Genomic DNA, 22,782 nt, shown 5'->3' with positions numbered 1-22,782 from the left:
TCGACGCCATGTTCAACGATCCGAACATGGCCGAAGACGCAATTTGGCGTGCGGGCGGGTCCAGTGAGGGCTTGCCCGTGCGCGTCCGCTATCGGTCGCCCGAGGCTATCGTCGGCCTGCAGGGCAATCAGTTCGATTTGAGCGCCACCCTGATCGAGATCCGGACCTCCGAGGTTGCCGAGCCCGCCAAGGGCGATGTCGTCGACATTCTGGGCGAGGATGGCGCGGTCAGGGAGACGGTCCAGGTCATCGGCCTCTCCAGGATCGACGCACGCAAGCTGGTCCGGACCTGCGAAGTGACCGCGCTCGCACCCGACGAGCCGGACGAGCCGTGAAGTTCTCCGCTCAGGTCCCGGATGTGCGCGCGCTGCTCTCCGGTACCGAGGTGCAGATCGCCAAATCGGTCACCGCCGGCATGCGCGAGGTGACGGACGGCCTGAAACAGGATCTGCGCGACGATGTGGTTGCTGCGGGCCTCGGAAAGCGCCTCTCGAACACCTGGCGAGGCCTGACCTTCCCGAAAACAGGCGAAAGCACCGAGGCGTCGGCCTATCTCTATTCGAACGCGGCCAAATTGATCGACGCCTTCGACCGTGGCGTCACGATCACCTCAAAAAACGGCAAATTCCTCGCGATTCCGACCCCAGATGCCGGTGTTCGACAGACCTCACGGCGCCGAACCAAGGGCTCGACCGGTAACGGGCTGACCCCGGCGGCCTGGGAGCGTGAGACCGGCATCAAACTGCGGTTCGTGCCGACCAAAACCGGCGGTGTCCTCGTCGCCGACGCGTTCTACCGGCGCCAAGCGGCCCGATACCAGGGCCGGAAGTCGTTTCGAGCCATCCGAGAGGCCGGGCCAACCGCCGGCCGCTCCTTCGTCGTCATCTTTGTCCTGGTCCGGCAGGCCAAGCTGCGCAAGCGCCTCGATGTCGAGGCCACCGCCAAGCAGTGGGCCGAGCGCGTGCCCAGCGCCATCGCTGCCAACTGGCAGGCGTAACCGCCTCACCACCCTTCATCACAGGAGACGTCAGCCATGGCTCTTTCGGGCGTGCACATCGCGTGCGGGTACATCGGAGGCAAGAGCGGCCTCAACAATCGTTCCCTGATTCTGTCGCCCCCGGTCTGGTCGCAGACCATGGCCGCCGCAGGCACGACTGATAAGGGTGCGCCCGCGGTCGCCGAAGATACGGGCGACCCGTCCTTCGAAATCCGCTCGTCGGCAGACATCTACGTCGCGATCGGCGCCGCACCCAACGCCTCAACTGGCACGCGCATCTTCGTGCCGGCAAACGAGACCCGGAACATCTTCTGCTCATCAGGCGACAAGCTCGCCTGGATCGCGGCTTAAGACGATGGCTGTGCTCGGGCTGCGCAGGCCGCTGCGTCTTCAGGCTCTCGGGTTGCGGGGGCGGAAAGAGGGCACATCGGCTGGTGGCGGCACGCTACCGCCAATCCCTTCGGCTCCGGATGCTCCGACGCTCGCAGTCTCGACGTCCGGAACCACGGTTACGGTCGCCTGGATCGACGGCTCGGGGAACGGCGCACCCATCACGGCGCACAAGCTCTATCGTGGCACGGTCAGCGGGACTCGAGTCCTCATCGGAACGATCTCGACCGCCTCGCCGTACCAGGATCTCAACCGCACCCCTGGCGAGACCCTCTACTACTCCCTGTCGGCCGTGAACTCCGCCGGCGAGAGCGCACAGAGCGCGCAGAAGTCCATCACCCTGGCCGCGGCCGCCACCGTCGTTGTACCCGTCACCGATTGGCGCGTGCCGCTCTCCTCAGCCGTTGCAACTGGCTACACCAGCCAGGATCCTTCGCCCGCCCTTCTGGCGAGCCCGGCGAACAAGGATCTCGTTACGGTCAGCACCTTGGCAAATACGCCCGTCGTAATCGAGTGGACTCTATCATCTGGCATAGCGTCTCCGGGCGGCCTTCTGTGGTTCACGACGACGAGCGGTGTCACCGCGAACCGGACCGTGGCCTTCGATTACACCACGGACAGCGGCGCCACCTATACCGCTATCCCGGGCCTGAGCTTCGACACAGTTCCCTCTACCACGGGCAACCCCACCCCGACCCGCTATGCGGATCAGCTCATCGATCTGCCGAGCATGCCCGCCAACGCGCGCCTGCGCATGACCTACACCTCCACGACCGCCCATGCCTTCAAGGTTATGGGGCCGGTGCAGCGTCAGACCGACCCCCTGCGCAATCCGATCTTCGGCGTCGCCAGCATGTCGATCGGCATCAACGCGATGGGAATCGGGCAGCTCTACGAAGAGGCTCGGAAGGCCTACCCTGGCGGTGATCCGATCTTCTACGTCCGCGCTCGATCTGGCGCGAAGCCTGCCGACATGCTCACCGAGCAGCTCCAGACGTTTTTCGACGGTCTCGCTCCCTACCCCGCGCGCCCGTACATCAAGCGGTTCATTGTCGACTTCGGCGTGAACGAATTTCTTGGCAACGGAAATTGGGACGGCCTCAATCAAGCCGGGAAAGACCGGATCAAGGCCGACGGCGAAGCGATCGTTTCGTGGGCTAGCGCCCGGGGCCACAAACTCCAGCTTCTCGCCCCGAATTTCGTGAACCCGACCAACTTCGATAGTGGCTCTGCCACCGGCATCCTCCAGGAGAACGTTGTTGACGGCCCCAACGTCAGCATCACGAACCAGAACCTCGGCAATCGCTTCTACAACATCAACGCCTACTATCCGACGATCCGGACGGTCGATGGCTCCTGGAACGCGAAGTATCAGGCAGCGCAATACGACGGCTATACGGCCTTCCTAAATTCGTGGGATTGGATCAAGCAAGTCCTGCCGGGCATGACGTTGCAGGACGGGACGCACCCGCTCTATCTGGCGACGGCGCTCTATCGCTACCCTGTGATGGATGCCTACGCCTACGCGACGGGCTTCGGCGCGCCGGCCCCGCTCTTCGAGCGCATCATCGCCGCCTCTGAGCCCATGGCCACTCAGGCTCAGAAAGACCGCCTGTACCTGATGCTGGCCTCGCTGCCAGACACGACGGACACCGGAGCTCTCTCGGCTCGAGCGGCCCTGAAAACCCGCGTCGACAATCTCGTGACCACGTTCGCGGAGGCCAGTGGTCAAGTCCAGCCGGGCGCGTGGCCGGGCGCAGTCGCTTCGTTCGACTTCAACGACCAGAGCACGATTTTCGTAGACGACTCGGCCACTCGCAACTCGAAGATGAATGAGCTTGCGCGTGTTGTGCAGGGCAAGTCGCCCAACGCTTTCAAGGTCATCAACAGCGTTGCGACGACGGTTCCCTACAAGCAAACGCAATTCGTGGTCGGTCTCCAGCCGGGGCAGAAGGGCGTCACGGGAGATGGCCTGAACCAATACCTCGAGAACACCACCGATGCGGCCTTCTACGGGGCCATTAACGCGGCCGCGCAGCCCTTCATCATCTCGTGGGTCGACTATGTCAGCGCCGGATCCACGGCGTCCTCGCTCAAGGTGATCTGGCAGTTCCTCGGCGGCACTGGCGCGCTCCTGGCCCGCTATGCCGCCAGCAGCACAAAGCTCGCGATCGTTGGAACCTCCGTCATCGGGACTGAGGCCACCGATGCGACCCTCAATGCGTGGCACAGCTACGTTCTGACCTACGACGGCACGACGTTGAGGCTCCTGCGGGACGGTATCGAGACGATCTCGGCCGCCTGGAGCAAGCCGGCGCAGACCCACACAGCGGTACGCCCCTTGCAGACCGGTTTCCAGGGCATCCGCAAGTCCTGGCATCTGCATTCCGGCGTCTGGACCACCGGTACCCGTGACGGCATCATTGGCCGCCTGAAGGCCGACGCGGCTCGAGGCAATAGCGGCGCAACTGCCTCGACATCGCCGACAGGCACGGTCTCGCTCCTAATGCTGAATAATCAGCCCCAGGACAGCATGACCGTCGAGACGTGGCGCGGCCGACACCTCGCGATGGTGTCGACTACGATCCCGAACGCCACGATCTCGGTCTCGGACCCGAACGCTCAGTTCTCGGTTCAGGGCAAGCGCGGCGAGCCGTACTTGCTCCAGCAGTGGAACCGAGACGTCGGTGCAATCGGCTCCACGCGAAGCATGACCCTCACGGCCGCGAACGGCTCTGAGACGGTTACGCGCACCGTGGCGATGCCAACCGTCCCCTACGTGTTCAACAAGGCGGATTGGCTGGACGCCTTCGATTACACAGCCCCGGGAACGTTTACCTTCGGATCGGGCGCAAACTCGAGCCGGATCAAGACGGCGACCGGCTTCCTCAACGGCCACGTCCGCGTTAGCCCTGCGGGAGACGGCGCCGAGCCGGGAACCACCGCGCCCACGTTCGACACCTCCACCAACCGCATGCGGCTCACCAAGTCGGCCAGCCAGTATCTCAAGCTCTCAACCGATGCGAAGAACGATGATTGGCGAGCTCTCACGGGCGCTCGCAAGTCGACGTACACGCACATCGTCATCGCGATTCCGGTTACTCTGGATGTCGACGCGAACACTCCGCTTGTGAGCTACTCGGATGCGGGCGGCTTCACCAAAACAGCGCTGCGCATGGTCCCCAAGGCGGATGGATCCCATCCCGTCAGCACCATGCGCCAAGCGGGCGGCGTGAATTCCTTCGCGGCCGACATGGGCCAGAGCATGCTGAATACCGAAGGCCTGATCGCCGTCGGCACCCCGTTCATGGCGACGACGGTCATGAACGGAGAGATGACCTGGAACGCAATTTGGGATCGCCGCCCAGCCGAGCCCGTCAAGAACGACTATGCGGATGCCGTGATCGTAGAGTGCGAGCTCGGGCGCATGGGCACCGCCTATTCCGACATGATCGTGTTGTGGGAGGGCATCAAGAAGGACGACATTTGTCCGTCCGAGCTGCGCGCGATCCTCGCCGGCATCCGCTTTCAGAACCCGGGCATGGGGCTTCCCAACGTGCCGGATTACCGCGTGCCGCTCGACATGTCGGGCGTGGACGCTCCGCGCTGGAAGGCTGAGGACACCAACTGGGACTTCTCGCCGAGCTACGAGGCCGACGTCTCTCTCCCGGGGGCATGGAGCTTCAACCACGACAACGCCAACCTGCTCGGTACCACGGCGGCCAACGGTACCGAAGTCGCCTACCACATGGATCTGCGCAGCTCGACGTATCTCGCGTCGGGCCTGAACCTCCAGGAGCGCCTGCCGGGCAACATCCTGCGCGAGAGCGCCATCCCGATCTCGACCGCCCCGATTCCTCAAGCCGCCAAGGATTACATCACCGGTCTCCCTCGAGAGGGCGGTGTCACCTACACGCACCTCGGCGCCTACCGCATGACGCGAAATTGGCAGAGCTACATTTACGGCATGCCGGAAGTGGTCGGCAAAAACCCCAAGTCTCGCACCGGCGTGTTCGCGTGCATGATGTGGGACGTTGCGGACGCCGGCGGCCACCCGCCTGAGACGGACGTGATGGAGCAAGACGGTCCCAAGGGCCGCATCTCGACGGGTGTTCACCAGAACGCGCGTTGGCCCATCGGCGGCACCCGTCGCGCCATCTCTCAGGTGTCTTTCGGACCCTCAGCTACGGACAAGGAGTTTCACAGCTACCAGTGCATCAAGGATGCCGCGTCCGATACTTGGGTCTACGCTCAGGACGGTTGGGTTATCTACGTCCAGGAGGCTCAGAAGGGCCTGCGGATCAACAGCGTCAAGGCTTGGCGCGCGGCTCTAAAGGCCAACTCGCCGGCCGGCATCCGCGGCTCCGGGATTGTCCTTCCAACCGGCCAGACCAGCGGCGCAATCCGCCTGTCCCTGGTGAACGCCGGCGGCGGTGTCCCCGCGACCTTCATGGGTCTCGTAACGAACGGAGAGCTTGTCGACATCGCGTACGACAACGATCCGAACGTGCCGACAACCCCGCTCTCGAGCTCTGCCCTGGCCTTCATGCCGGGCAATTACAAAGACGACAGCGCCTTGACCTTGAAGCTGGCGACCGGCGCCGCAATCAATTGCACGACGGTACCGGATGCCTCCCTGGTGAGTGTCGGTATCAACGATCCGCGCTTCTATGACGGCTTCCACACCGGCATGTACCTGATCGCCAACATGGCGATGGGCGGGGCGTCCTTCGCGGGCATCCCCGATCCGAACATCAGCGCGGATCTCTTCGTGTCCAACATGCGGATCTCGCCGATGAAGCGAGCCCCGGCCAACATCACCACCACCATCCAGACCCGGGCCAACTCGCACTGCACGGATCTGTTCGCGGCTATTGCCGCTCGAGGCTCTGCCGTACCCGACGCCGACAAGGCGCTGTTCGCCACCATGATCTCAAACATGATGGCTCTCGAGCGCAGGTGGGATCGGGAGATGGACGGCTCCGACCAGAAGTGGGATCGGGTCAACGCAAAGTCGATTTGGGATGGCATCGGGCAGTTCTACCTGTCCGTCGGCCCCTGGAGCGATCTCGTGGACATCAAGGATCCGAGCTCGATCTTCACGGTCAGCGGGGATCCGGTGAAGTCCAACGACAAGGGCCGGACTTTCGATGGCCGGGCCGGCGGCGGCCAGCTCATCGACACCGTGAAGAATCTGCGCACCAACAATGCGCTCGCCAACCTCTTCCGGAACGATGACAACGGATTCTCCGTGATCCTCTCGGACAACGCCATGACGGGATCCGCCGCCATGGCTCCCATCGTCGGCGCCGGCGCGACGGTGCAGCTCGCCATCGGCGGGCCGTCTCTGACGCGGGCTCTGACCGTCAAAGACATCACCACGACGGTCTCTCGCTCGGTTCCGGACTGCTTCAACGTCCGGCAGGGGCACGCCATGGATTCGATCGCGGATCTCGGCCGCGTGTTCATGCAGCCGGGTTTCTACTCCTCATCGCGCGACGAAGCCCGCTACGAGGTGCGGAAGAACGGCATCCGGAACGCGGCCTATTACGGCTCTTACTTCACCGGCCGAGACTACATCAACGGCCACTCTGGCGGCGTGACGCCTACGGAGAGCTTCAAGATCGGCTCGCACTCGGCGGGTGTTCAAGGCGCAACTGCTTCGGTCGCCGGCGCCCTGACGCACCGCGGATGGAAAGAGGAGGAGGTGGCGGAAGCCTACCGCCTGATGAAGCCGCTCCTACAGAAGTGGGCGGTCCCGGGACACGCCGCCTGATCCAGAGCGTAACGGTTTGCCGAGCCGGCTCTTACGCGACCCTGATCCGCACTGGCTCCACTGACGAGTGAGGTCGCAATGAAGCGCTTCGTATGCTGCTTCTCCATCGCGCTCTGCCTCGGCGGCGCACAGGCGCGGTCGGAGTCTCCGCCCCCCATCGCTCCCGGCGCGCCCCGCAGTGTTACGCTTCAGCCGGTGGCGATCTACGGCCAGGACGGCAAGCTTTCTGGCACGCCCGATACGCCGATGACCGTTCTGACGGCGCCGTTTGTTCGCTCCGGGACAGGCGATCCCATCATCTTCAGCGGCATCACCACCACAGCAAAGCAGTTCGCCATCTCGAAGCCGGCGGACGCGACCAGCTACCGGTTCGTGAATCCCTGCAACGTCGATGTCCGGATCCGGAAGGTGGCGAGCCTTTCGGAGGCTGTGACGCAGACGACCGGCACGCGGTTCCTCGCGCGCTCCTCGGAGACGCTGGGCACCTCCGAGCCTACGTTCGTATCGCTGATCGCCACGGCCGCGCCGAGCGGCGATTGCAATCCTGAACTCCAGTACGGGCGAGGCGGCTGATGCGCATCCTCGGGCTTCTCGCATGCCTCACCCTCGGCCTGGCCTCTCCAGCCGAGAGTGCCCTTCGCGCCTCGAGCCCGATGATGGGCGACGGGGTGCCACGGACTGGCGCTGCCGGACCAGCAGGGCCGCAGGGCGAATCGGGACAGAAGGGGGATAAGGGAGATGCCGGCGCCCCGGGCAGTCCGGGGCAAAGGGGCGATACCGGGGGGCAAGGCATCCCCGGGCAGATTGGCCCGCAGGGACCGCAGGGTGCTCCTGGCAAGGACGGGCAATCCATCACCGGCCCTCAGGGGCCTCAAGGTCCAGCTGGACAAGCGGGTGCGAGCATCAGCGGTCCCCAGGGTCCGCAAGGGCAGGCCGGGACGGCGGGTGCTCAGGGGCCCGTAGGCCCAGCTGGCGCTCCAAAGCGCGTCGAACGCTACACGGCGACCTCAAGCACGAGCACTACAGCCGCAACTGCGACCTTCACCTGGACGGCCTGCACTACGGCACCCGATGTCGACGTGATCACGACCTGGAACGGCGACGCGATGATCACGGGCGGGGTCACATCTCAGACCCTGTCCGGCGCCACCCTCCTGGTAAAGCGCTCCAAGGCTGTCGTTCTCGGTGGTCTTCCGTTCGAGAACGCGCCCTCGACCGCCATCACCATCCGCGTGATCTGCAACTGACCGGATGCCCTGATGCCGAGCACGCGCGAACAGGTCATCCAGGCCGTTGCAACCCTGGTGCAGTCGGCCTTGCCCAAGGCCTCCCACTTCCGGAACGCTGAGAAGCAGGAAGCCATCACCACCGGCGGTTACGTCAATGTCGATGATGGTGATCCGGGTGAGCCCGAGGTTACCTTGAACCCGACGACCTGGATCTACGAGCACCAGATCCCGGTGGAGGTCGCGGCGAACGCCACTCGGACTGTCACCGCCGAGGTCCGCCTCGACGCCATGCTGCAGGCGATCGGCGCGGCTGTGGTCGCCAATCGGACCCTCGGCGGCCTCTGCGACTACGTCATGGTGCAGGCCGCGCAGACCGAGGGCCTGACGGCCGACGGCGCCGCGGTGTCCCGCTACGCCCTCGTCAACATCGTCGCCGTCTACGGCACGACCGATCCCCTGAACTGACCCCCACCTAAGGAGAGCACCATGGCGCGCGCGCGTGGAAGTAACGCCATCATGGCGGCTGCCTTCGAGACCACCTACGGCGTCCCGCCGGCGAGCGGCTACCGGAAGCTGCCCTTCGTCTCGTCGAACCTCGGTGAGGAGCAGCAGCTGATTGCGTCCGACCTCCTGGGGTATGGCCGTGAGCCGCTGCCGCCCTCGAAGGACGTCATCAACAACGACGGCGACGTGGTCGTGCCGATCGACCTGCGCAACTTCGGCAACTGGCTGAAGCTGTTCATGGGCGCGCCGGATACGACCGCCGCGGGCGGCGTCAGCACGCACGTATTCGAGTCCGGCGCGATCGTCCTTCCGTCCATGACGGTCGAGGTCGGCCTGCCCGAAGTGCCGAGCTACGGTCAGAACGTCGGCGTCCGCGGCAACACGATGCGTGTGCAGATGCAGCGCTCCGGCCTGCTGACCGCCTCCCTCGGCCTGATCGCCCAGGGCGAGAACAAGCTGCCCGCCTCCGGCGCCGGCACCCTCGCCGAGGCCTCGGTCGAACGCTTCTCGCCCTTCCAGGGCGCCGTGAAGCGGGCCGGCGTCGACCTCGGCTCAGTCGTCTCAGCCGACTTCACCTACTCGAACAGCCTCGACAAGGTGGAGGTCATCCGCGGCGACGGGCGCATCGAGGATGCCGACCCCGGCATGGTCATGATGACCGGCAGCATCTCGGTGCGCTTCCGTGACACTGTCCTGCTCGACCAGGCCACGGCCGGCGAGCCCGTCGAGCTGTCCTTCGGCTGGGTCACCGACGCCGGGCGCTCGCTCGTCTTCACCGTGCACGCCGTCTACCTGCCGCGGGCCAAGACCCCGGTCACCGGCCCGAATGGCGTGCAGGCGACCTTCGCTTGGCAGGCCGCGCGCGACATGACGAAAGGCCGAACCGTCACAGCCACCCTCGTCAACAACGTTTCCGCCTACTGAGGTCTCGCCCGTGCTGAAGCTCTCTCCTGCTGCCGAACCTTACTGGCTCGACCTCCTTCCTGGCGTGCGGATCAAGGTCCGCCCCATCACCATCGCATCCATGCTGATCGCCCGAGATGCGGTGAGCAAGGTCTTCCGCGGCGAGGATCAGGAGGATGTCGGCGTTCGGGCCAACATCGCGCTCGTCCGCGAGATCGCGCAACGCGGCGTCGTGGAGTGGGAGGGCGTTGGCGACGCCGAGGGCAACCCCGCACCGGTCAATCGCGAGACCATCGGCGCACTCCTCGACCACTGGCCGGCCTACGACGAGATCGACGTCCGCTATGTCGCCCCGGCCCTGGAGCGAGGGGAGGAAAAAAACGGCTCATCGAGCTCGCCCGCTGGCACTACGGAGGCGGCGCCAGCTACTGCGATGCCTGCGGAGAGCAGTGCCCAGAGTGCCCATACCTGACGCATGAGGCCAAGACCGACGAAGGTCTGGTGACCTGGGCCGTGATCGAGCGCTGCGGCGGTCAGGTCCGCGCTGGCATGGGTACGCCCTACGCCCTCGACTTCACCGCCGTGCTCCTGCTCGCCGACGCCATGGGCGCCGGCACATTCCTGCTCGCCGACGTGCTGCCGTCTATCGAGGCGGTGATCGTGAAGTCCTACCAGGAGGAGAGCGACAATGCCGACTAGCATCGCGATCCGCCTTGGTGTGGAAGGCGGGGCCGAGGTCAAGCGCGTCCTACAGGATGCCGGCACCGCAGGTCAGGCTGCCTTCCAGGGGGTCGGCGCAGCTGCGGACGCGTCCGGCGCTGCCGTTGATCGTCAGACCGCTCGCTACCAGAAGATGGCGCAGGCAGCCCGCGAGGCTGAGGCGCAGGCCCGTGCGCAGGCCAACGTCAACAGCCTGCTCGGCATCAGTCCTGCTGCGTCCGGCGCCGCACGCGCTTCCGCCAGCGTCTTCGCGGCCCAGGCAGATGCGGCCGAGGACGCCGCGCGCCGCGTCGGCAACGCGCAGCGCAGCATGGCCGCTGGCTTCCAAGCTCTTCAGGCCCAGGGAAGCGCGCAGCTCTCCGCGATCCAGGCGCAGACAAACTCGCGGGCGGCGAACCTTGAGGCCAGCCGGCGCCTCGGCTCAATCGGGCAGACGCCGTCTCTTACCCCTGCTGCGAACGAGAATGGCCGTCTGCGCCAGGACCAAGCGCAGAACCTGCTCTATCAGGGTGGCGACATCGTCGCTCAGCTCGGTAGCGGCAGCCCCCTCAGCATGATCGCCCTGCAGCAGGGTCCGCAGATCGCGCAGGTGTTCGCTGGGTCCGGCGGGGCTTCAATCAAGGGCGCTGCGATTCAGGCCAGCGAGGCAGTCGGCGGATTCGTCAGCCGTATCGGCGTGGCTGGCGCAGCCTTCGGAATCGTAGCCACTGCTGCCGTCACCGGCGCGGCCGCGATGCTGTCCTACCAGAACTCCATGCGTGAGACCGAGCGCCTGGTGTCCGGGGTCGGCCGCGCCTCAGGCGCCAGCGCAGACCAGATCAGCACCTATGCCCGCGCCGCCTCCGATGCGACCGGCATCAGCACCCGTGCTGCGCGCGAAGCCGGCGGGGAGCTTGCCGCCACGGGGCGCATCGGCGGGGAAGTGGTCGCCAAACTGCTCGGCAGTCTGGAGGACTACGCCAAGACCAGCGGACAGGCTGTGCCGGATGCGGCACAGGAGCTTGCGAAGGCATTCGCCGATCCTAGCAAGGGCGCGGACCTGCTGAACGAGCGTCTGGGCTTCCTTGACGACCGCACGGCGCAGTCGATCCGCAGCCTGCAGGCGCAGGGTGATCGGCTCGGTGCGCAGCGGGTGCTGTTCGATGCCTATGCTGGCAGCTTGACCAAGGCCGCGGATCTGACGACCGCCTGGGGCCGGGCTACCGACACCGCGTTTGGCCCGATCAAAAACCTCTGGGACTTCATCGGCCAGCAGGCTGACAAGGCGTTCAACGGCGGCTCCCTCGAGGAGCGTCTGGAGAACGCGCAGGTTCGTCTGCGCAACATCCGCGAGCGGATGGCCGGCCCGGGCGGCAGCTTCGTCAGTCGGCCGCTCGCCGCCAGCACGCAGAAGGAGGTCGACGACCTTTCTCGTCAGATGGAAGAGCGCACTCGTCGCTCAACCCAGGCGGCGGCTGCGCAGAACTCCCGCGAGATCGGGGACCTTGTCCGGTCGCTCAGTCCCGCATCTGCTGCGATGGGCGAGGTCCAGGACAAGGCCGAGAAGCTGCGTAAGGCCATCGCAGACCCGGTGCGGTTTGGGCTCGATGCGACGCAGCTTGCCCAGACGCAGGTCGCCTTTGAGCGGCTGAGCACGCTGGCGCGCAACATGCGCGAGGACATTGAGAAGTTCGGCGATGCCGGCGTAGCGGCGGCTGCTCGGCAGTCAGAGTTGCAGAACCGGTTGGCCACCGATCGCACCAACCCCGTCGACCGGCAGATTGCCGAGCGACGCTTCCAGTTCGAGAGGGATCTGCGCGACCGCAACATCGATCCGACGGCCACGCGCGAGAGCATTGCCAAGCCCTACAACGACCGCCTCGCCGATCCGAACCTCGACGCGCGGGACCTTCAGTCCATCGTGGCGGCGCGCGAGGTTGCGCTGCGCATGATCACCGAGCGTGAGGGGCTGACAAAGGTTCTGAACACCGACATCGACACTATGAAGAAAGAGACGGAGACCCGGGCCAGCCGGTCTCAGAACGTCAACTCCTACATGGAGCGTGTCGTTGGCGCGGAGAGCGACGGTCGAACCGACGCGAAGAACCCTCTTTCGACCGCCACTGGTCTCGGCCAGTTCATTGAGCGGACGTGGCTCGGCTTGTTCAAAGAGCGCTTCCCGGAGCGCGCCGCCGGCATGTCCCGCGACGAGATCCTGGCGCGCCGCACCGATCGCGGCGACAGCGTCGAGCTGATCCGGGCTCTGACGGAACAGAACTCGCGTGCGCTGGAGAAGGCCGGCCTCGCCACAACCGACCGCAATCTCTACCTCGCCCACTTCGCGGGTGCCCAGGGCGCTGTCGACCTCCTGCGAGCCGATCGGGGCGCAAGCGCAGCGTCCATCCTCGGCGCCGACGCGGCCCGTGCCAACCCGACAGTCGTCGGCGGCGGCCGGACCGCTGGCAGTGTCATCGACTGGGCAGATCGCACCATCAACCGGGCGGCGCCGGCTGTCCGGGCCTCCTCGCGCGAGGAGGCGGTCCTTCGCGATCAGACCACGCTGACGGAACAGACGACAGAAGCCGAAGCCCGCCGCCAGCGCGTCCAGGAGCTTCTGAACGCCGAGATTGAGCGCGGCACTGCTCTCGGCCGCGGCTTCACCACCGCCCAGGATCTGCTGAAAGCCTCGGCTTCTCAGCTGACCCCCGAGATGGAGACGCAACGCAAGGTCATCCTTGAGACGGCCGACGCCTACGGCAAGGCACAGGCCGGCCTGGAGACAAGCCGGATCGGCCGGGACATCCTGTTCGACCGCTCGCAGGTTGATCGCACGCAGCAGGAGCAGTCGGTCGCCTCGCGTCTGCGCGGCACCGGCCTGGGTATGGATTCGGCTCAGGCTGGCGCCCTCCGGCTCAACGACAATCTCCGGCAGACGAGGGATCTGGCGAGCGGCGTCTTCAGCGGCATGCTCTCCGATCTGAGACAAGGCGTGAGCGCAGCGACCCTCCTGGGCAACATCACCAACCGTCTGGCCGACAAGCTGCTGAGCACGGCCTCTGACCGGATCATCTCTGGGCTGTTCTCTGGCGGCGGCAAGGAAGGCGGCGGGTTCCTGTCGGGCTTGGCTGGTCTGTTCGGCTCGGGCGCGCTGCCGAAGTTCGCCGAGGGTGGTGTCAGCAACGGTCCGTCGATCTTTGGCGAGGCCGGGCCAGAGGCCGCAGTGCCGCTCTCGCGCGGCCGGGCCATCCCAGTCGAGTTGCGGGTGCCTCGCATTCAGCCGGTGGCGGCGGCGAACTTCAACCAGCCGCCCCCTGTGTTCGCGCCGAACATCATCACGCCGCCGGGCTTCGTCGCTCAGACGCGCGAGGTCGACGACGGACGCGGCGGGCGCAAGCCGGAAATCTCGTTCGCCGAGGTGACGGCGCAGGGCATCCGTAGCCCCAAGGGTCAGGCGGCGCTTAATCAGCGCAAGGTCGTCTCCACGTGATCCGATACTGGCCCTCAGACCTGCCGCAGCGAGTTCTCGCTGACAGCTTCAGCGAGGGGCTGGCCGACGGCCGGCTTCGCACCGCCATGGAGACCGGGCACGCAAAGTCGCGCCGCCGGTTCTCGTCGACACCGAAGCCGGTGGCGGCAGGCTTCAAGGTCAGCCTCGACGAGAAAGCTCGGCTGGAGCGCTTCTGGCTTGAGGAAATTGCCGGTGGCTCGCTGCCCTTCCTAATTCCGGACCAAACCGGCGACGGGGTCGCGCTTCTTGCTGCTGGCGGCTTACAGCTGCTGGACGACCAGGGCCGGCCGCTCATCAATACAGCCTGGTGGCTGGTGCTGGCTGGCGACAGCCCACCTGCCTTCACCACGCGCAACCGGGGCATCTCTTACACCGCGACCTTCCCGCTGATGGTGTTGCCCTGATGGGCCGCGTCGTCTCTCTCAACGCCCGGCTCGCGGCGAACGCGGACCAAACCGACCAGGTGCCGGTGGTGCTCGTCACAATCCGGCACCCGAGTCTGTCGGCGCCGGCTTACCTCTCCAGCGACCCGACCGAGCGTATCTCGGCCGACCCGCTCGTTTACGGCACGCGCCACAAGGGCATCGTCTACCCGTTCGTCCTGATGGGCGCCGTCCTGCCCGACGACGAAAAGGACAGCCCGCCCAAGACGACACTCACCTTCGAGAACGTCGACAGCGACATGGCCAGGGCGATCCGCTCCATCACCCCGGGGACCTACGCGACGGTCGACATGACGGTGGTCCTCGCCGGCACGCCCGACATCATCGAGGCCCGCTATACCAACCTGCGCAGCGTCCGGGGCTCCTACGATGCCGCGCAGGTCTCGCTCGACATCTCAGCCGAGCCGCTGACCGCCGAGCCATGGCCGGCCGGGCGGATGACGGTGAGCCGATTCCCGGGGCTGTTCACGAGTTAGTGTTGATGCCGACCACCGACATGAAAAACATTAGAGCTCTACCTGAAAGAAAATGTAGCTCCGCCCTTAACTAGGTTCTGAGTTTCACTACGAGCGTATCCTCCGAACACCATCATGCTTTCGTTTACACGATATGTGCCTGTGATCGCTCCAGCTCCGCGGCCATTAAATCCGGCGCCGCCTACTGTGAGCGCGAACCGATCACCTGGGTTGGGAGGCATGATCGTCAAAGCGGATGAAAGGGCGATACCTTCGTTAAGACGTTGAAAATCTCGACGGGCGAAGAATGCAAGCTGGTCTAAGCGCGTTAATAGCTGCGGAGACTGACCATTTTGAGAAATTTGATCTAGACGGCCTTGTAGTTGCTGAACTTGACCCCTGGACGCAAACTGGTCGAGGCTAATAGATTGAGCGACACCCTGACCGTAAAGAATTGCGGTCCTTCCATCAGGCGTCTGAACGGACGGCGTCACTTGGAGATATGATTGCGGAGCCACTGGAGCTGGAGATGAGAAGATAGGCGCTTCGAAGGGGCTTTGGTTGCCTATTGGTACAACTGATTGAAAATTAGGTGCCGGTATTTCTTGTGAAAGTGCAGCACATGGCCACGCAAGAATAACAAGAGCCGATAAATATATCTTCTTGGAGTACGTAGACTCCATCTCAAAACGCAGGCGCATTTGGCTTCTCGTTCGTCCGGTTGAGGCCATCGCTGTGAACTGAGTTGGCGAATCGCGCAACGTCCAAATGCTCCGAATTCGAAAAGCAGGCTCTCAATGCACTGGTCCGCATCCTACGTCGGCCTTACTTGGCAGGAGAAGGGCGACACCTGCTCTGGCGTTTCGTGCTGGGGCCTGGGCGTCCTGATCTACCGAGAGGTCGCCGGCATCACGCTGCGGACCTATGCCGAGGCCTTCGCCACCTCGGCTGAGCGCGCGGAGATCGCCGCCATTATCGACGGCGCAACCACCAAATGGCCCTGGAACCTCGTCGTGCCCGGCCAGGAGCGCGATCTCGACGTGGCGATCTTTCGGCGCGCCGGCATGGACACTCACGTCGGCATCATTTGCGGGCGCGGGCGCATGCTCCACATCACCCACGATCAGGAGAGCGCCATCGTCGATTATCGCTCGGGCCGCTGGGCGCACCGTCTGGCTGGCGTCTACCGGCACGCGGACCTGGTGGAGCACCGCTTTGACAGGTGACATCGGCGTCCTGGCGCTGCCGCACATCGACCCCTCGTTCGGGCGGATCGAGGCGCGCGCGCTGCCGGGCTCGACCATCTCCGACATGATCGCCGCCACGCTGCCGAAGGTTACGGGCGCGGACCGGGCCCGCTTGCGCGTCACTATCGGCGAGCACGTCATCCTGCCGGGTCTCTGGCACGCTGTGCGGCCGAAGGCGGGCACCCAGGTTGTCATCCGCGTCGTGCCGGGCGACGACATCCTGCGCAATGTGCTCACGATCGCGGTGACGGTCGGCGCCCTGGCCCTCGGGCAGTTCTATGCGCCAGGGCTTGCGGCGGGTGCGCTCGGGCTTGGTGGCTCGGTCTCGGGCGGCCTGACCTCGGCTCTCTCGGCCGCCATCACGGGCTCGGCCCTGATCGCCGGCACGCTGCTGATCAACGCGCTGATTCCGACTCGCACGAACGGGAAGGACGCACCGACCTACGCCATTCAAGGGCTGCGCAATCAAGCAACCCCCGACGGCGTCGTGCCATCCGTCCTCGGGTTTCACCGCTACGCCCCGGTCTATGCAGCGTTGCCCTTCACCGAGGCTGTGGGCGATGACCGCTACGTCACGGCCGCGTTCTGCTTCGGGTACGGGCCGCTCGCCATCCGCAACGTTCGGATCGGCGAGACGCCGATTGAGAAGTTCAGCGACGTTCAGATGGAGCTGCGCGAGGGGCGCCCTGACGACGCGAGGCTGGCCCTGTACCCGACGCAGGTGATTGAGGTGCCGCTGTCGGTCGAGTTGAAGGCGGCCTCGCCCACCGGCGGCCCGCAGTCGCGCTTCACCGCGCCGGACGCCGCGTCCTGCTCCATCGACCTCAGCTTCCCGGGCGGTCTCGGCGGCTTCAAGAAGGACGGTAGCAAGGTCAGCGTCACGGTCGATATCACGATCCGCTTCCGGCGGGTCGGCAACGTGGCCTGGGACTTCACCTCAAAACTGAGCGTCACCGCCAAGCAGTCCGGCAAGCCGCTGACCCGCACCTTCCCGCTGAACTTCCCGGCCCGTGGTCGCTACGAGATTGAGCTGACCCGTACCACGGTCGACTACGACGACATCGACCAGACCAAGAAGGACATCCAGCGTACCGGCCGTTCGGCCTGGTCGGCGCTACGCTCGTTCCGACCCGAGTACCCAATCAACTTCGACCAGCCCCTGGCGCTGGCCGCAGTGCGTATCCGCGCCTCGGGCCAGCTCAACGGCACCCTCGACGAGTTCAACGCCGACCTGTTCTGCATCTGCCCAGACTGGGATACGGCCTCGCAGGCCTGGATCACACGTGAGACCCAGAACCCCGCCTCGCTCTTCCGGTACGTGCTCACAGGGCCGGCCATGCGCTACCCCTTCACGCTGGACGAGATCGGCGACCTCGAGGACTGGCACGCGTTCTGTGCCGCCAAAGGCCTGACCTACAACCGGGTCCACGACTACGAGGCTTCGGTGCTCGACGTGCTCTCGGACGTGGCGGCGGCCGGCCGGGCCAGCCCGCATGACAGCGGCGAGCGCTGGGGCGTCGTCGTCGACCAGATCCTCGACACGGTCACCGCACACATCAGCCCGCGCAATTCCTGGGGCTTTCAAGGCGAGAGGCCGTTCTCGAAGTTCCCCGACGCCTTCCGCGTCTCCTTCCTCGACGAGACCAACGGCTACGCAAAAGCCGACCGCATCGTGCCGTTCCCCGGCTTCTCCGGCGATCCGAAGGTGGTCGAGAAGCTGGACCTGCCGGGCCACACCAACCCGGACATGGTCTGGAAGGAGACCCGGCGGCGCCAGTACGAACTCGTCTACCGACCCGATACCTACACCGCGAACCAGGACTTCGAGGCGCTGGTGGTCACTCGCGGCGACCGGGTGCAGCTGAGCCACGACGTGCTCAATCGAACCATGGTTGCGGCTCGAATAAAAACCGTCGTCGGCACCAGCGTCTACCTTGATGAGGCGGTGACCTTCGAGGCTGGCTTGGCCTACGCCTGCCGCTTCCGTCGGTCGGATGGTGCAAGCCTCGTGCGCGCGGTCAGCGGCTTCGGCGAGACTCAGGTGTTGAACCTCTCCGGGACCGGCGATCTGCCGGAGGTTGGCAATCTCGCCTTCTTTGGCCCTGGCTCCGAGGAGTCGTTCGCCTGCACGGTCAAGGGTGTCGAGGCGATGGAAAACTTCACCGCGCGCCTAACGCTCGTCGACCACGCGCCTGAGATCGAGCAGCTGGTCGACGCCGAGGTGCCGCCCCCTTGGAGTGGGCGATCGGGCTCTGAGGCACAAGCCAACACCGACGCACCGGTGGCCCCAATCATCACGGGCGTCGCCTCAGGCCGTGAGGCGGCCAGCGTCGCCACGGATGCCGTGCCGTACCCTGTCGTGGTTTCGCTGCAGCCGAACCCGGCGGGCACCGTCGCCATCGTCGCCTACGAGGTGCAGAGCCGGATCAGCGGGACGACAGCCTTCACCTCCACGACCGCAGATGCTGGCAGCGGCGCGGTGCTCCTGCCAGGCTACGCGAAGGGGGACGACATCGAGTTCAAGGCGCGCGGCATCTCGGGCCTTGGCACGCCCGGTGAGTTCACCGCCCTGATGACCCACGTGGTAGCCTCAACGGACCCGATCGGACCCGTGGCGCCGGAGGGGCTTGCGGCCGAGCCTCAGGCAGGCGGCGCGCGGGTGATGTGGACCAGCAGCGCCAGCGCGAACAACACGGCCTCACAGGTCTACGTGGCCGCCGGTACTGGAGCCGCATTCTCGACGGCCAACCCCTATGGCGATCCTGTCGCGAGCGGTCCCAACGTTCCGCTGTCTCTCGACCTCACCCTTGCGCCTGGGCCCTACAGCATCTTCGTCGTCGCCTTTGATAACGATGCGCCGCCCATCGCCTCCATCCCGCGCGGCCCAGTGAACGTCACCGTCGTCTGATGTTCTAGGCCGGTGGCCTCCTGACAATCCGTCTTGATCGGGCAGCGCGAGCGCCCCCTCCAGTACTGGGAAACGCCCATGGCCGAGAACGGCATCCGCACGTCGAACGTGCCGCTCAGGCCGCTTATCGAAGTGCTCGGTCACTCCGACGCGGGCGGTGGGGCTCGGGCGCTTGCACGAATGGCGATCGGCGACTTCGTCAATGCGGTTCTCGGCCTCGCTAACGGCGATGAGAGTGCCGTCGCAAGTCTTCAAGGTCAGATCACCTCGGCCATGAATGCTATCGGTATCTTGAGCCAGCAGATTGCTGCTGCTGCTCAAGCTGACGACGCGCAATCAAGGAACCTGATCTCACTCATTGATGCGCGGGCCTCGCAGGACGAAGTCGACATCCTCATCCAGCAGATTGCCTTCCTGGCTCGAGATAAGGCCCCCCAGCGCCAAGTCGACATCCTGATACAGCAGGTGGCATTGGCGGCTGAGCAGGTATCCATCGAGATCCTGGAACAGCTGCTCAGCATCGCGAACTCGGATCGGGTAAAGGGCGATGCTGCGACCCTCCTCGCCATCCTGCGCGGAGATCAGCCTGGAGTTTCGCCGATCGCCTTCTCAGCCACGGCAATTGGCTCGACGGAGGATGCTCCAGCGCTCAACGCCAACGGTCGGGTCTCGACCGCTCTGGGCGCGGCTTACCAGATCACCGGTGCGGGCCTGATTGCGCCGCGCGGGACCATCGCCGTCGACCCCGACGCGATCTGGATCCTGCGGGCTCGATACTGGCGTCTCGCCGACGTGCTCGACCCGAATAACAACGCCGTCGACCTCGGCATCCAGTGGCTCGATGCATCGGACCGCGATGCGGGCCAGACCCTGATCCGGCGCGAGACCAATCTGCTGCGCCAGGACGGCCCACGCTTGCTGACGATCCGGGTGCCATCTCTGGTGGGTGATGCGCCAGCCATCGTGCCACCGAAGGGCGCCGTGTCCTGGCGCCCATACCTTCGGACCTACGGGGCAGACGGTGCCACGGCCATCGGCTTGCTCGGCGCGAGCAACGCCACCTTTGCCGGCGTCTACGCTCCCGACGTGTCGGCGCTCGCCGCGCGCATGGGCACGATCGAGGGCAAGATCGCGGCGGGTCTGCCCTTCGCGACGCCGATCCTTCCTGCCTTCTCGGTCGCAGATCTTCCCAAGGCCGGCACTCCAGGACGCAAAGCCTTCGCTCGTGATGGTCGAGCGCCGAGCGCGGCCGGCGTGCTGGAGGCGGCAAACGCCGGCACGGGAGTCGAGGTGATCGACAACGGCTCGAAGTGGGTCATCAGCGGTACGAACCAGGCGGTGCAGGCATGAACGCGATCACTCCCCTTCAGCGCTGGAAGCGCGACGACTGGGTCATACCGTGCACCCTGCGCGATCCAGGCGGTGCCCCTGTAGACCTCACGGGTTCGACGATCGGCGCTGAACTCTGGCTGTCCGGCTACACCGTGTTCCAGCCCCTCACAGTGGCCAACGGCGGCATCGTGCGGGTCTCGGATGCCGCCGGCCAGTTCACGGTGATCGCCTCACGCCTTCTGACCGCCCAGGCGCGCGGCGATGCGTCGGGGCTGGTCGCCAAGGACCGCACCCGGGTGCTCATCTACAAGATCGACACCTACGGCCGGCGGCAGACGCTCGGCGTGGTGCCCTTCGCGGTCTTCGACGGCGCGGAGGGCCTGTCGATCGACGAGATCCCGCAGGTCGCCCTCGTTTCCGAGAGCACGTCGTTCAATCTCGTGGTGGCAGCGGCGCAGGGCGCACCTGGACCCTCGCAGATCGGAGCGGCGCAGATCTCCGACGGCACCGACATCGGCCGGGCGCTGCTGAAGGCGCAGGATGCCGCGGCTGTGCGTGCGGCACTGTCCGTTGCCGCCTTCAGCCGAGCGGCCGTCCAGGACACGAACTACGCGGTCAAGGTGGCGGACACCTACGTCGGGCTCGCCAAACTCACCGCGCCCCGCACGATCACGCTGCCGGCGGCCAACGCCTATCCGCAGGGGCAGCCCCTCTACGTCGCTGACGAGACGGGAGACTGCTCGACCGATAGATCCATCATCGTGACCGCGGCCGGCTCCGACACGATCGTGGGCCAGCCGAACCAGATCATCGCGAGCCCCTACGGGAAGTTCGCATTCCACTCCAACGGCACCAACCTCTGGACCGTCTGATGCGCAAGCTCCTCCTGGCGGCCTTCGCCGCGTTCGCCACTATCGCTCCAGCCAAGGCCGATCAGCTTCTCGGGCAGGGCCGGATCGATAACAGTAGCCGGGTGATACTGCCGGGCGGCCCGACCCTCGGGCGCTGGCAGGGCAACAAGTACACCGCCACGCCCGACGCTCTCGTGCTACCATCGACCGACCAAGGCTCGACGGGCAACCTGTCTGGGATGAGCGTCACTCCCTCAGTGACCGCCTCCGCCAACACGCTGGCGCGCCTGCTGGGCGACCTCTCTGGGTTCAAGGCGCCCGGCCTGACCGGATTCGCGAACCTCGACGCTGCCTACTTCACCCTGAACAGCCGGACTTTGATCAACTCGCCGCCCTCGGGCCCGCCGACGAATTGGCTTGGAAACGCCGCCGGTGGGTCGGCCTCTCAGTACGCTTACGGCGGCATCGGTCAGACCGTATCCTTGTCAGGCATCGGCGACGTGGGCATCGTCGGCGCAACGCGCACGACGGATATGACGTCCTCTGGTCGACTCCCGATCGGCACGATGGGCTGGGGCTTCAACTTCCGCACCGATGGCTCGGTCGTCCCCCTGACGTCCGCCTGGGGCGGCTACTTTGAAGCGCGGCGCAAGACTGGCGCCGGCTCGGCGCAGGCGATGGAGATCAACGTCACCGAACTCGGCTCGACCGACGTGGCCGACATCAGCGCCAAGAACACCGCGCCGAACGCCTACTTCAACTACTCGTCCGCGGCGCTCAATCTCGCCTCGGGCGGCAACTGCACGACCTTCGCAGGCTCGTGCTGGGATGGAACGAAGCTGGCCAACGCGGTCGATGCCTCGGTTGCGCTGGTGATCCACGGCAACGGGGCGAAGTTCCGGAAGGGCCTCATCTTCGCTCAGGACGGATTGACGGGCTGTGACGGAGCCGGCGGCAAGGCGTGCACGGCGATCGAGGCAGGCCGGGGCGCGACCTACGCGTGGATCGACAGCACGCTGAGGCAGGCTGCGAAGATCCGCGCCGATGTCTCCCCATCCGGTGACCCGCTTGGCATGACCTTCACCGATGGCGGTGTTCAGTTCGATGGCGGCGGCGCAGTGACGATGCAGGTCGCAGCCAAGGCGAGCGACGTGAACGGCATGCAGGTTCAGGGCGGCAGCGCCGCCGGCAACCCGGCACGTCTTGTGGCGGTCGGGAGCGCGAACGCCAGCCTTGCTCTTTCGCCGAGCGGGACGGGCACCGTGCAGATGCAGGCCCCCGTGCAACTCGCCATGTTCAGTGTCGCCACACTCCCGGCCTGCAACGCCAGCCGCGAGGGAGCGATGGCCTACGTCAACGACGCCAGGAACATCACATACCGCGGCGCCCTGACCGGCGGCGGCGCGGAGCGGCTGCCGGTATTCTGCTCGGGCACGGCATGGGAAGCGCACTGAAGCCCGGCGGTCTGTTCGCTGCGCCACCTAGCTCTAGCTTAACACGACATTTCTTCAAACATTGGGGACCATACTCAAACGACGGC

18 protein-coding genes are annotated in these 22,782 nt (G+C 65.7%); 17 read left to right on the top strand and 1 reads right to left on the bottom strand.

Features of this window, described 5'->3' with window-relative positions:
* Window positions 1–8 precede the first annotated feature (8 nt).
* The 12 genes from ASF57_RS16485 (at window position 9) to ASF57_RS16430 (ending at window position 14,925) form a co-directional block, all read left to right on the top strand.
* The gene (locus ASF57_RS16485; RefSeq protein ID WP_348528131.1) at window positions 9–335 is read left to right on the top strand and encodes a hypothetical protein; all 327 of its coding nucleotides are present in this window, start codon (window positions 9–11) and stop codon (window positions 333–335) included.
* Window positions 332–997: a DUF6441 family protein gene (locus ASF57_RS16480; protein ID WP_056485165.1), complete on the top strand. Its 666-nt coding sequence runs from the start codon at window positions 332–334 to the stop codon at window positions 995–997. Before ASF57_RS16485 ends, ASF57_RS16480 begins: the two co-directional genes overlap by 4 nt.
* Before the next feature lie 166 nt (window positions 998–1,163).
* Window positions 1,164–7,163 carry a fibronectin type III domain-containing protein gene (locus ASF57_RS16470; protein WP_156376191.1) on the top strand — a complete coding sequence of 2,000 codons (6,000 nt, stop codon included), beginning with the start codon at window positions 1,164–1,166 and terminating at the stop codon, window positions 7,161–7,163.
* Window positions 7,164–7,358: 195 nt separating this feature from the next.
* On the top strand, window positions 7,359–7,736 hold the full coding sequence (locus tag ASF57_RS16465) for a hypothetical protein (protein WP_156376190.1): 378 nt from the start codon (window positions 7,359–7,361) through the stop codon (window positions 7,734–7,736).
* Window positions 7,737–8,242: 506 nt separating this feature from the next.
* Window positions 8,243–8,410, top strand: coding sequence for a hypothetical protein (locus ASF57_RS27020; protein WP_244477028.1), 168 nt, complete (start codon window positions 8,243–8,245; stop codon window positions 8,408–8,410).
* 12 nt (window positions 8,411–8,422) lie between these two features.
* Window positions 8,423–8,857, top strand: a complete 435-nt coding sequence (locus ASF57_RS16460) for a hypothetical protein (RefSeq protein ID WP_056485155.1) — start codon at window positions 8,423–8,425, stop codon at window positions 8,855–8,857.
* 21 nt (window positions 8,858–8,878) lie between these two features.
* Window positions 8,879–9,820 (top strand): phage tail tube protein, encoded by a 942-nt coding sequence (locus ASF57_RS16455; RefSeq protein WP_056485153.1) that lies wholly within the window; start codon window positions 8,879–8,881, stop codon window positions 9,818–9,820.
* 10 nt (window positions 9,821–9,830) lie between these two features.
* Complete coding sequence (locus tag ASF57_RS16450; protein ID WP_056485149.1) at window positions 9,831–10,271, top strand: hypothetical protein; 441 nt, start codon at window positions 9,831–9,833, stop codon at window positions 10,269–10,271.
* Window positions 10,272–10,300: 29 nt separating this feature from the next.
* Complete coding sequence (locus ASF57_RS16445; protein ID WP_244476972.1) at window positions 10,301–10,498, top strand: hypothetical protein; 198 nt, start codon at window positions 10,301–10,303, stop codon at window positions 10,496–10,498.
* Window positions 10,488–13,985, top strand: coding sequence for a phage tail length tape measure family protein (locus ASF57_RS16440; RefSeq protein WP_056485147.1), 3,498 nt, complete (start codon window positions 10,488–10,490; stop codon window positions 13,983–13,985). The genes ASF57_RS16445 and ASF57_RS16440 overlap by 11 nt, the downstream gene beginning before the upstream one ends.
* Window positions 13,982–14,410 (top strand): hypothetical protein, encoded by a 429-nt coding sequence (locus ASF57_RS16435; protein ID WP_056485145.1) that lies wholly within the window; start codon window positions 13,982–13,984, stop codon window positions 14,408–14,410. Before ASF57_RS16440 ends, ASF57_RS16435 begins: the two co-directional genes overlap by 4 nt.
* Window positions 14,410–14,925, top strand: a complete 516-nt coding sequence (locus ASF57_RS16430; protein WP_056485143.1) for a DUF1833 family protein — start codon at window positions 14,410–14,412, stop codon at window positions 14,923–14,925. Before ASF57_RS16435 ends, ASF57_RS16430 begins: the two co-directional genes overlap by 1 nt.
* Before the next feature lie 38 nt (window positions 14,926–14,963).
* Here ASF57_RS16430 and ASF57_RS24925 read toward each other — a convergent pair whose 3' ends face one another.
* A complete protein-coding gene (locus tag ASF57_RS24925; protein ID WP_162241571.1) occupies window positions 14,964–15,605 on the bottom strand; it encodes a YadA-like family protein in 642 nt (213 codons plus the stop codon).
* A 96-nt stretch (window positions 15,606–15,701) separates the two neighbouring features.
* Between ASF57_RS24925 and ASF57_RS16425 the strand changes: the two genes are divergently transcribed.
* The 5 genes from ASF57_RS16425 to ASF57_RS16405 all read left to right on the top strand — a co-directional run bounded on the left by ASF57_RS16425 (window position 15,702) and on the right by ASF57_RS16405 (window position 22,696).
* Window positions 15,702–16,130: an NlpC/P60 family protein gene (locus ASF57_RS16425; RefSeq protein ID WP_056485141.1), complete on the top strand. Its 429-nt coding sequence runs from the start codon at window positions 15,702–15,704 to the stop codon at window positions 16,128–16,130.
* Complete coding sequence (locus ASF57_RS16420) at window positions 16,120–19,059, top strand: hypothetical protein (protein WP_056485139.1); 2,940 nt, start codon at window positions 16,120–16,122, stop codon at window positions 19,057–19,059. The genes ASF57_RS16425 and ASF57_RS16420 overlap by 11 nt, the downstream gene beginning before the upstream one ends.
* 78 nt (window positions 19,060–19,137) lie before the next feature.
* Complete coding sequence (locus ASF57_RS16415; RefSeq protein WP_156376189.1) at window positions 19,138–20,409, top strand: hypothetical protein; 1,272 nt, start codon at window positions 19,138–19,140, stop codon at window positions 20,407–20,409.
* Entirely contained in the window at window positions 20,406–21,263 is an 858-nt protein-coding gene (locus tag ASF57_RS16410; RefSeq protein WP_056485135.1) for a hypothetical protein, read from the top strand. Before ASF57_RS16415 ends, ASF57_RS16410 begins: the two co-directional genes overlap by 4 nt.
* Window positions 21,263–22,696 (top strand): hypothetical protein, encoded by a 1,434-nt coding sequence (locus tag ASF57_RS16405; protein ID WP_056485130.1) that lies wholly within the window; start codon window positions 21,263–21,265, stop codon window positions 22,694–22,696. Before ASF57_RS16410 ends, ASF57_RS16405 begins: the two co-directional genes overlap by 1 nt.
* Window positions 22,697–22,782 lie beyond the last annotated feature (86 nt).

The organism is Methylobacterium sp. Leaf117 (genome assembly GCF_001422985.1).
Lineage (GTDB): Bacteria > Pseudomonadota > Alphaproteobacteria > Rhizobiales > Beijerinckiaceae > Methylobacterium.
This window is presented reverse-complemented; position numbering and strand designations above follow the sequence as displayed.

Coding starts and splice junctions, on each gene's coding strand:
- ASF57_RS16485 (WP_348528131.1), top strand. CDS start 9: ATGTTCAACGATCCGAACATGGCCGAAGACGCAATTTGGCGTGCGGGC.
- ASF57_RS16425 (WP_056485141.1), top strand. CDS start 15,702: ATGCACTGGTCCGCATCCTACGTCGGCCTTACTTGGCAGGAGAAGGGC.
- ASF57_RS16455 (WP_056485153.1), top strand. CDS start 8,879: ATGGCGCGCGCGCGTGGAAGTAACGCCATCATGGCGGCTGCCTTCGAG.
- ASF57_RS16410 (WP_056485135.1), top strand. CDS start 20,406: ATGAACGCGATCACTCCCCTTCAGCGCTGGAAGCGCGACGACTGGGTC.
- ASF57_RS24925 (WP_162241571.1), bottom strand. CDS start 15,605: ATGCGCCTGCGTTTTGAGATGGAGTCTACGTACTCCAAGAAGATATAT.
- ASF57_RS16440 (WP_056485147.1), top strand. CDS start 10,488: ATGCCGACTAGCATCGCGATCCGCCTTGGTGTGGAAGGCGGGGCCGAG.
- ASF57_RS16430 (WP_056485143.1), top strand. CDS start 14,410: ATGGGCCGCGTCGTCTCTCTCAACGCCCGGCTCGCGGCGAACGCGGAC.
- ASF57_RS16460 (WP_056485155.1), top strand. CDS start 8,423: ATGCCGAGCACGCGCGAACAGGTCATCCAGGCCGTTGCAACCCTGGTG.
- ASF57_RS16405 (WP_056485130.1), top strand. CDS start 21,263: ATGCGCAAGCTCCTCCTGGCGGCCTTCGCCGCGTTCGCCACTATCGCT.
- ASF57_RS16415 (WP_156376189.1), top strand. CDS start 19,138: ATGGCCGAGAACGGCATCCGCACGTCGAACGTGCCGCTCAGGCCGCTT.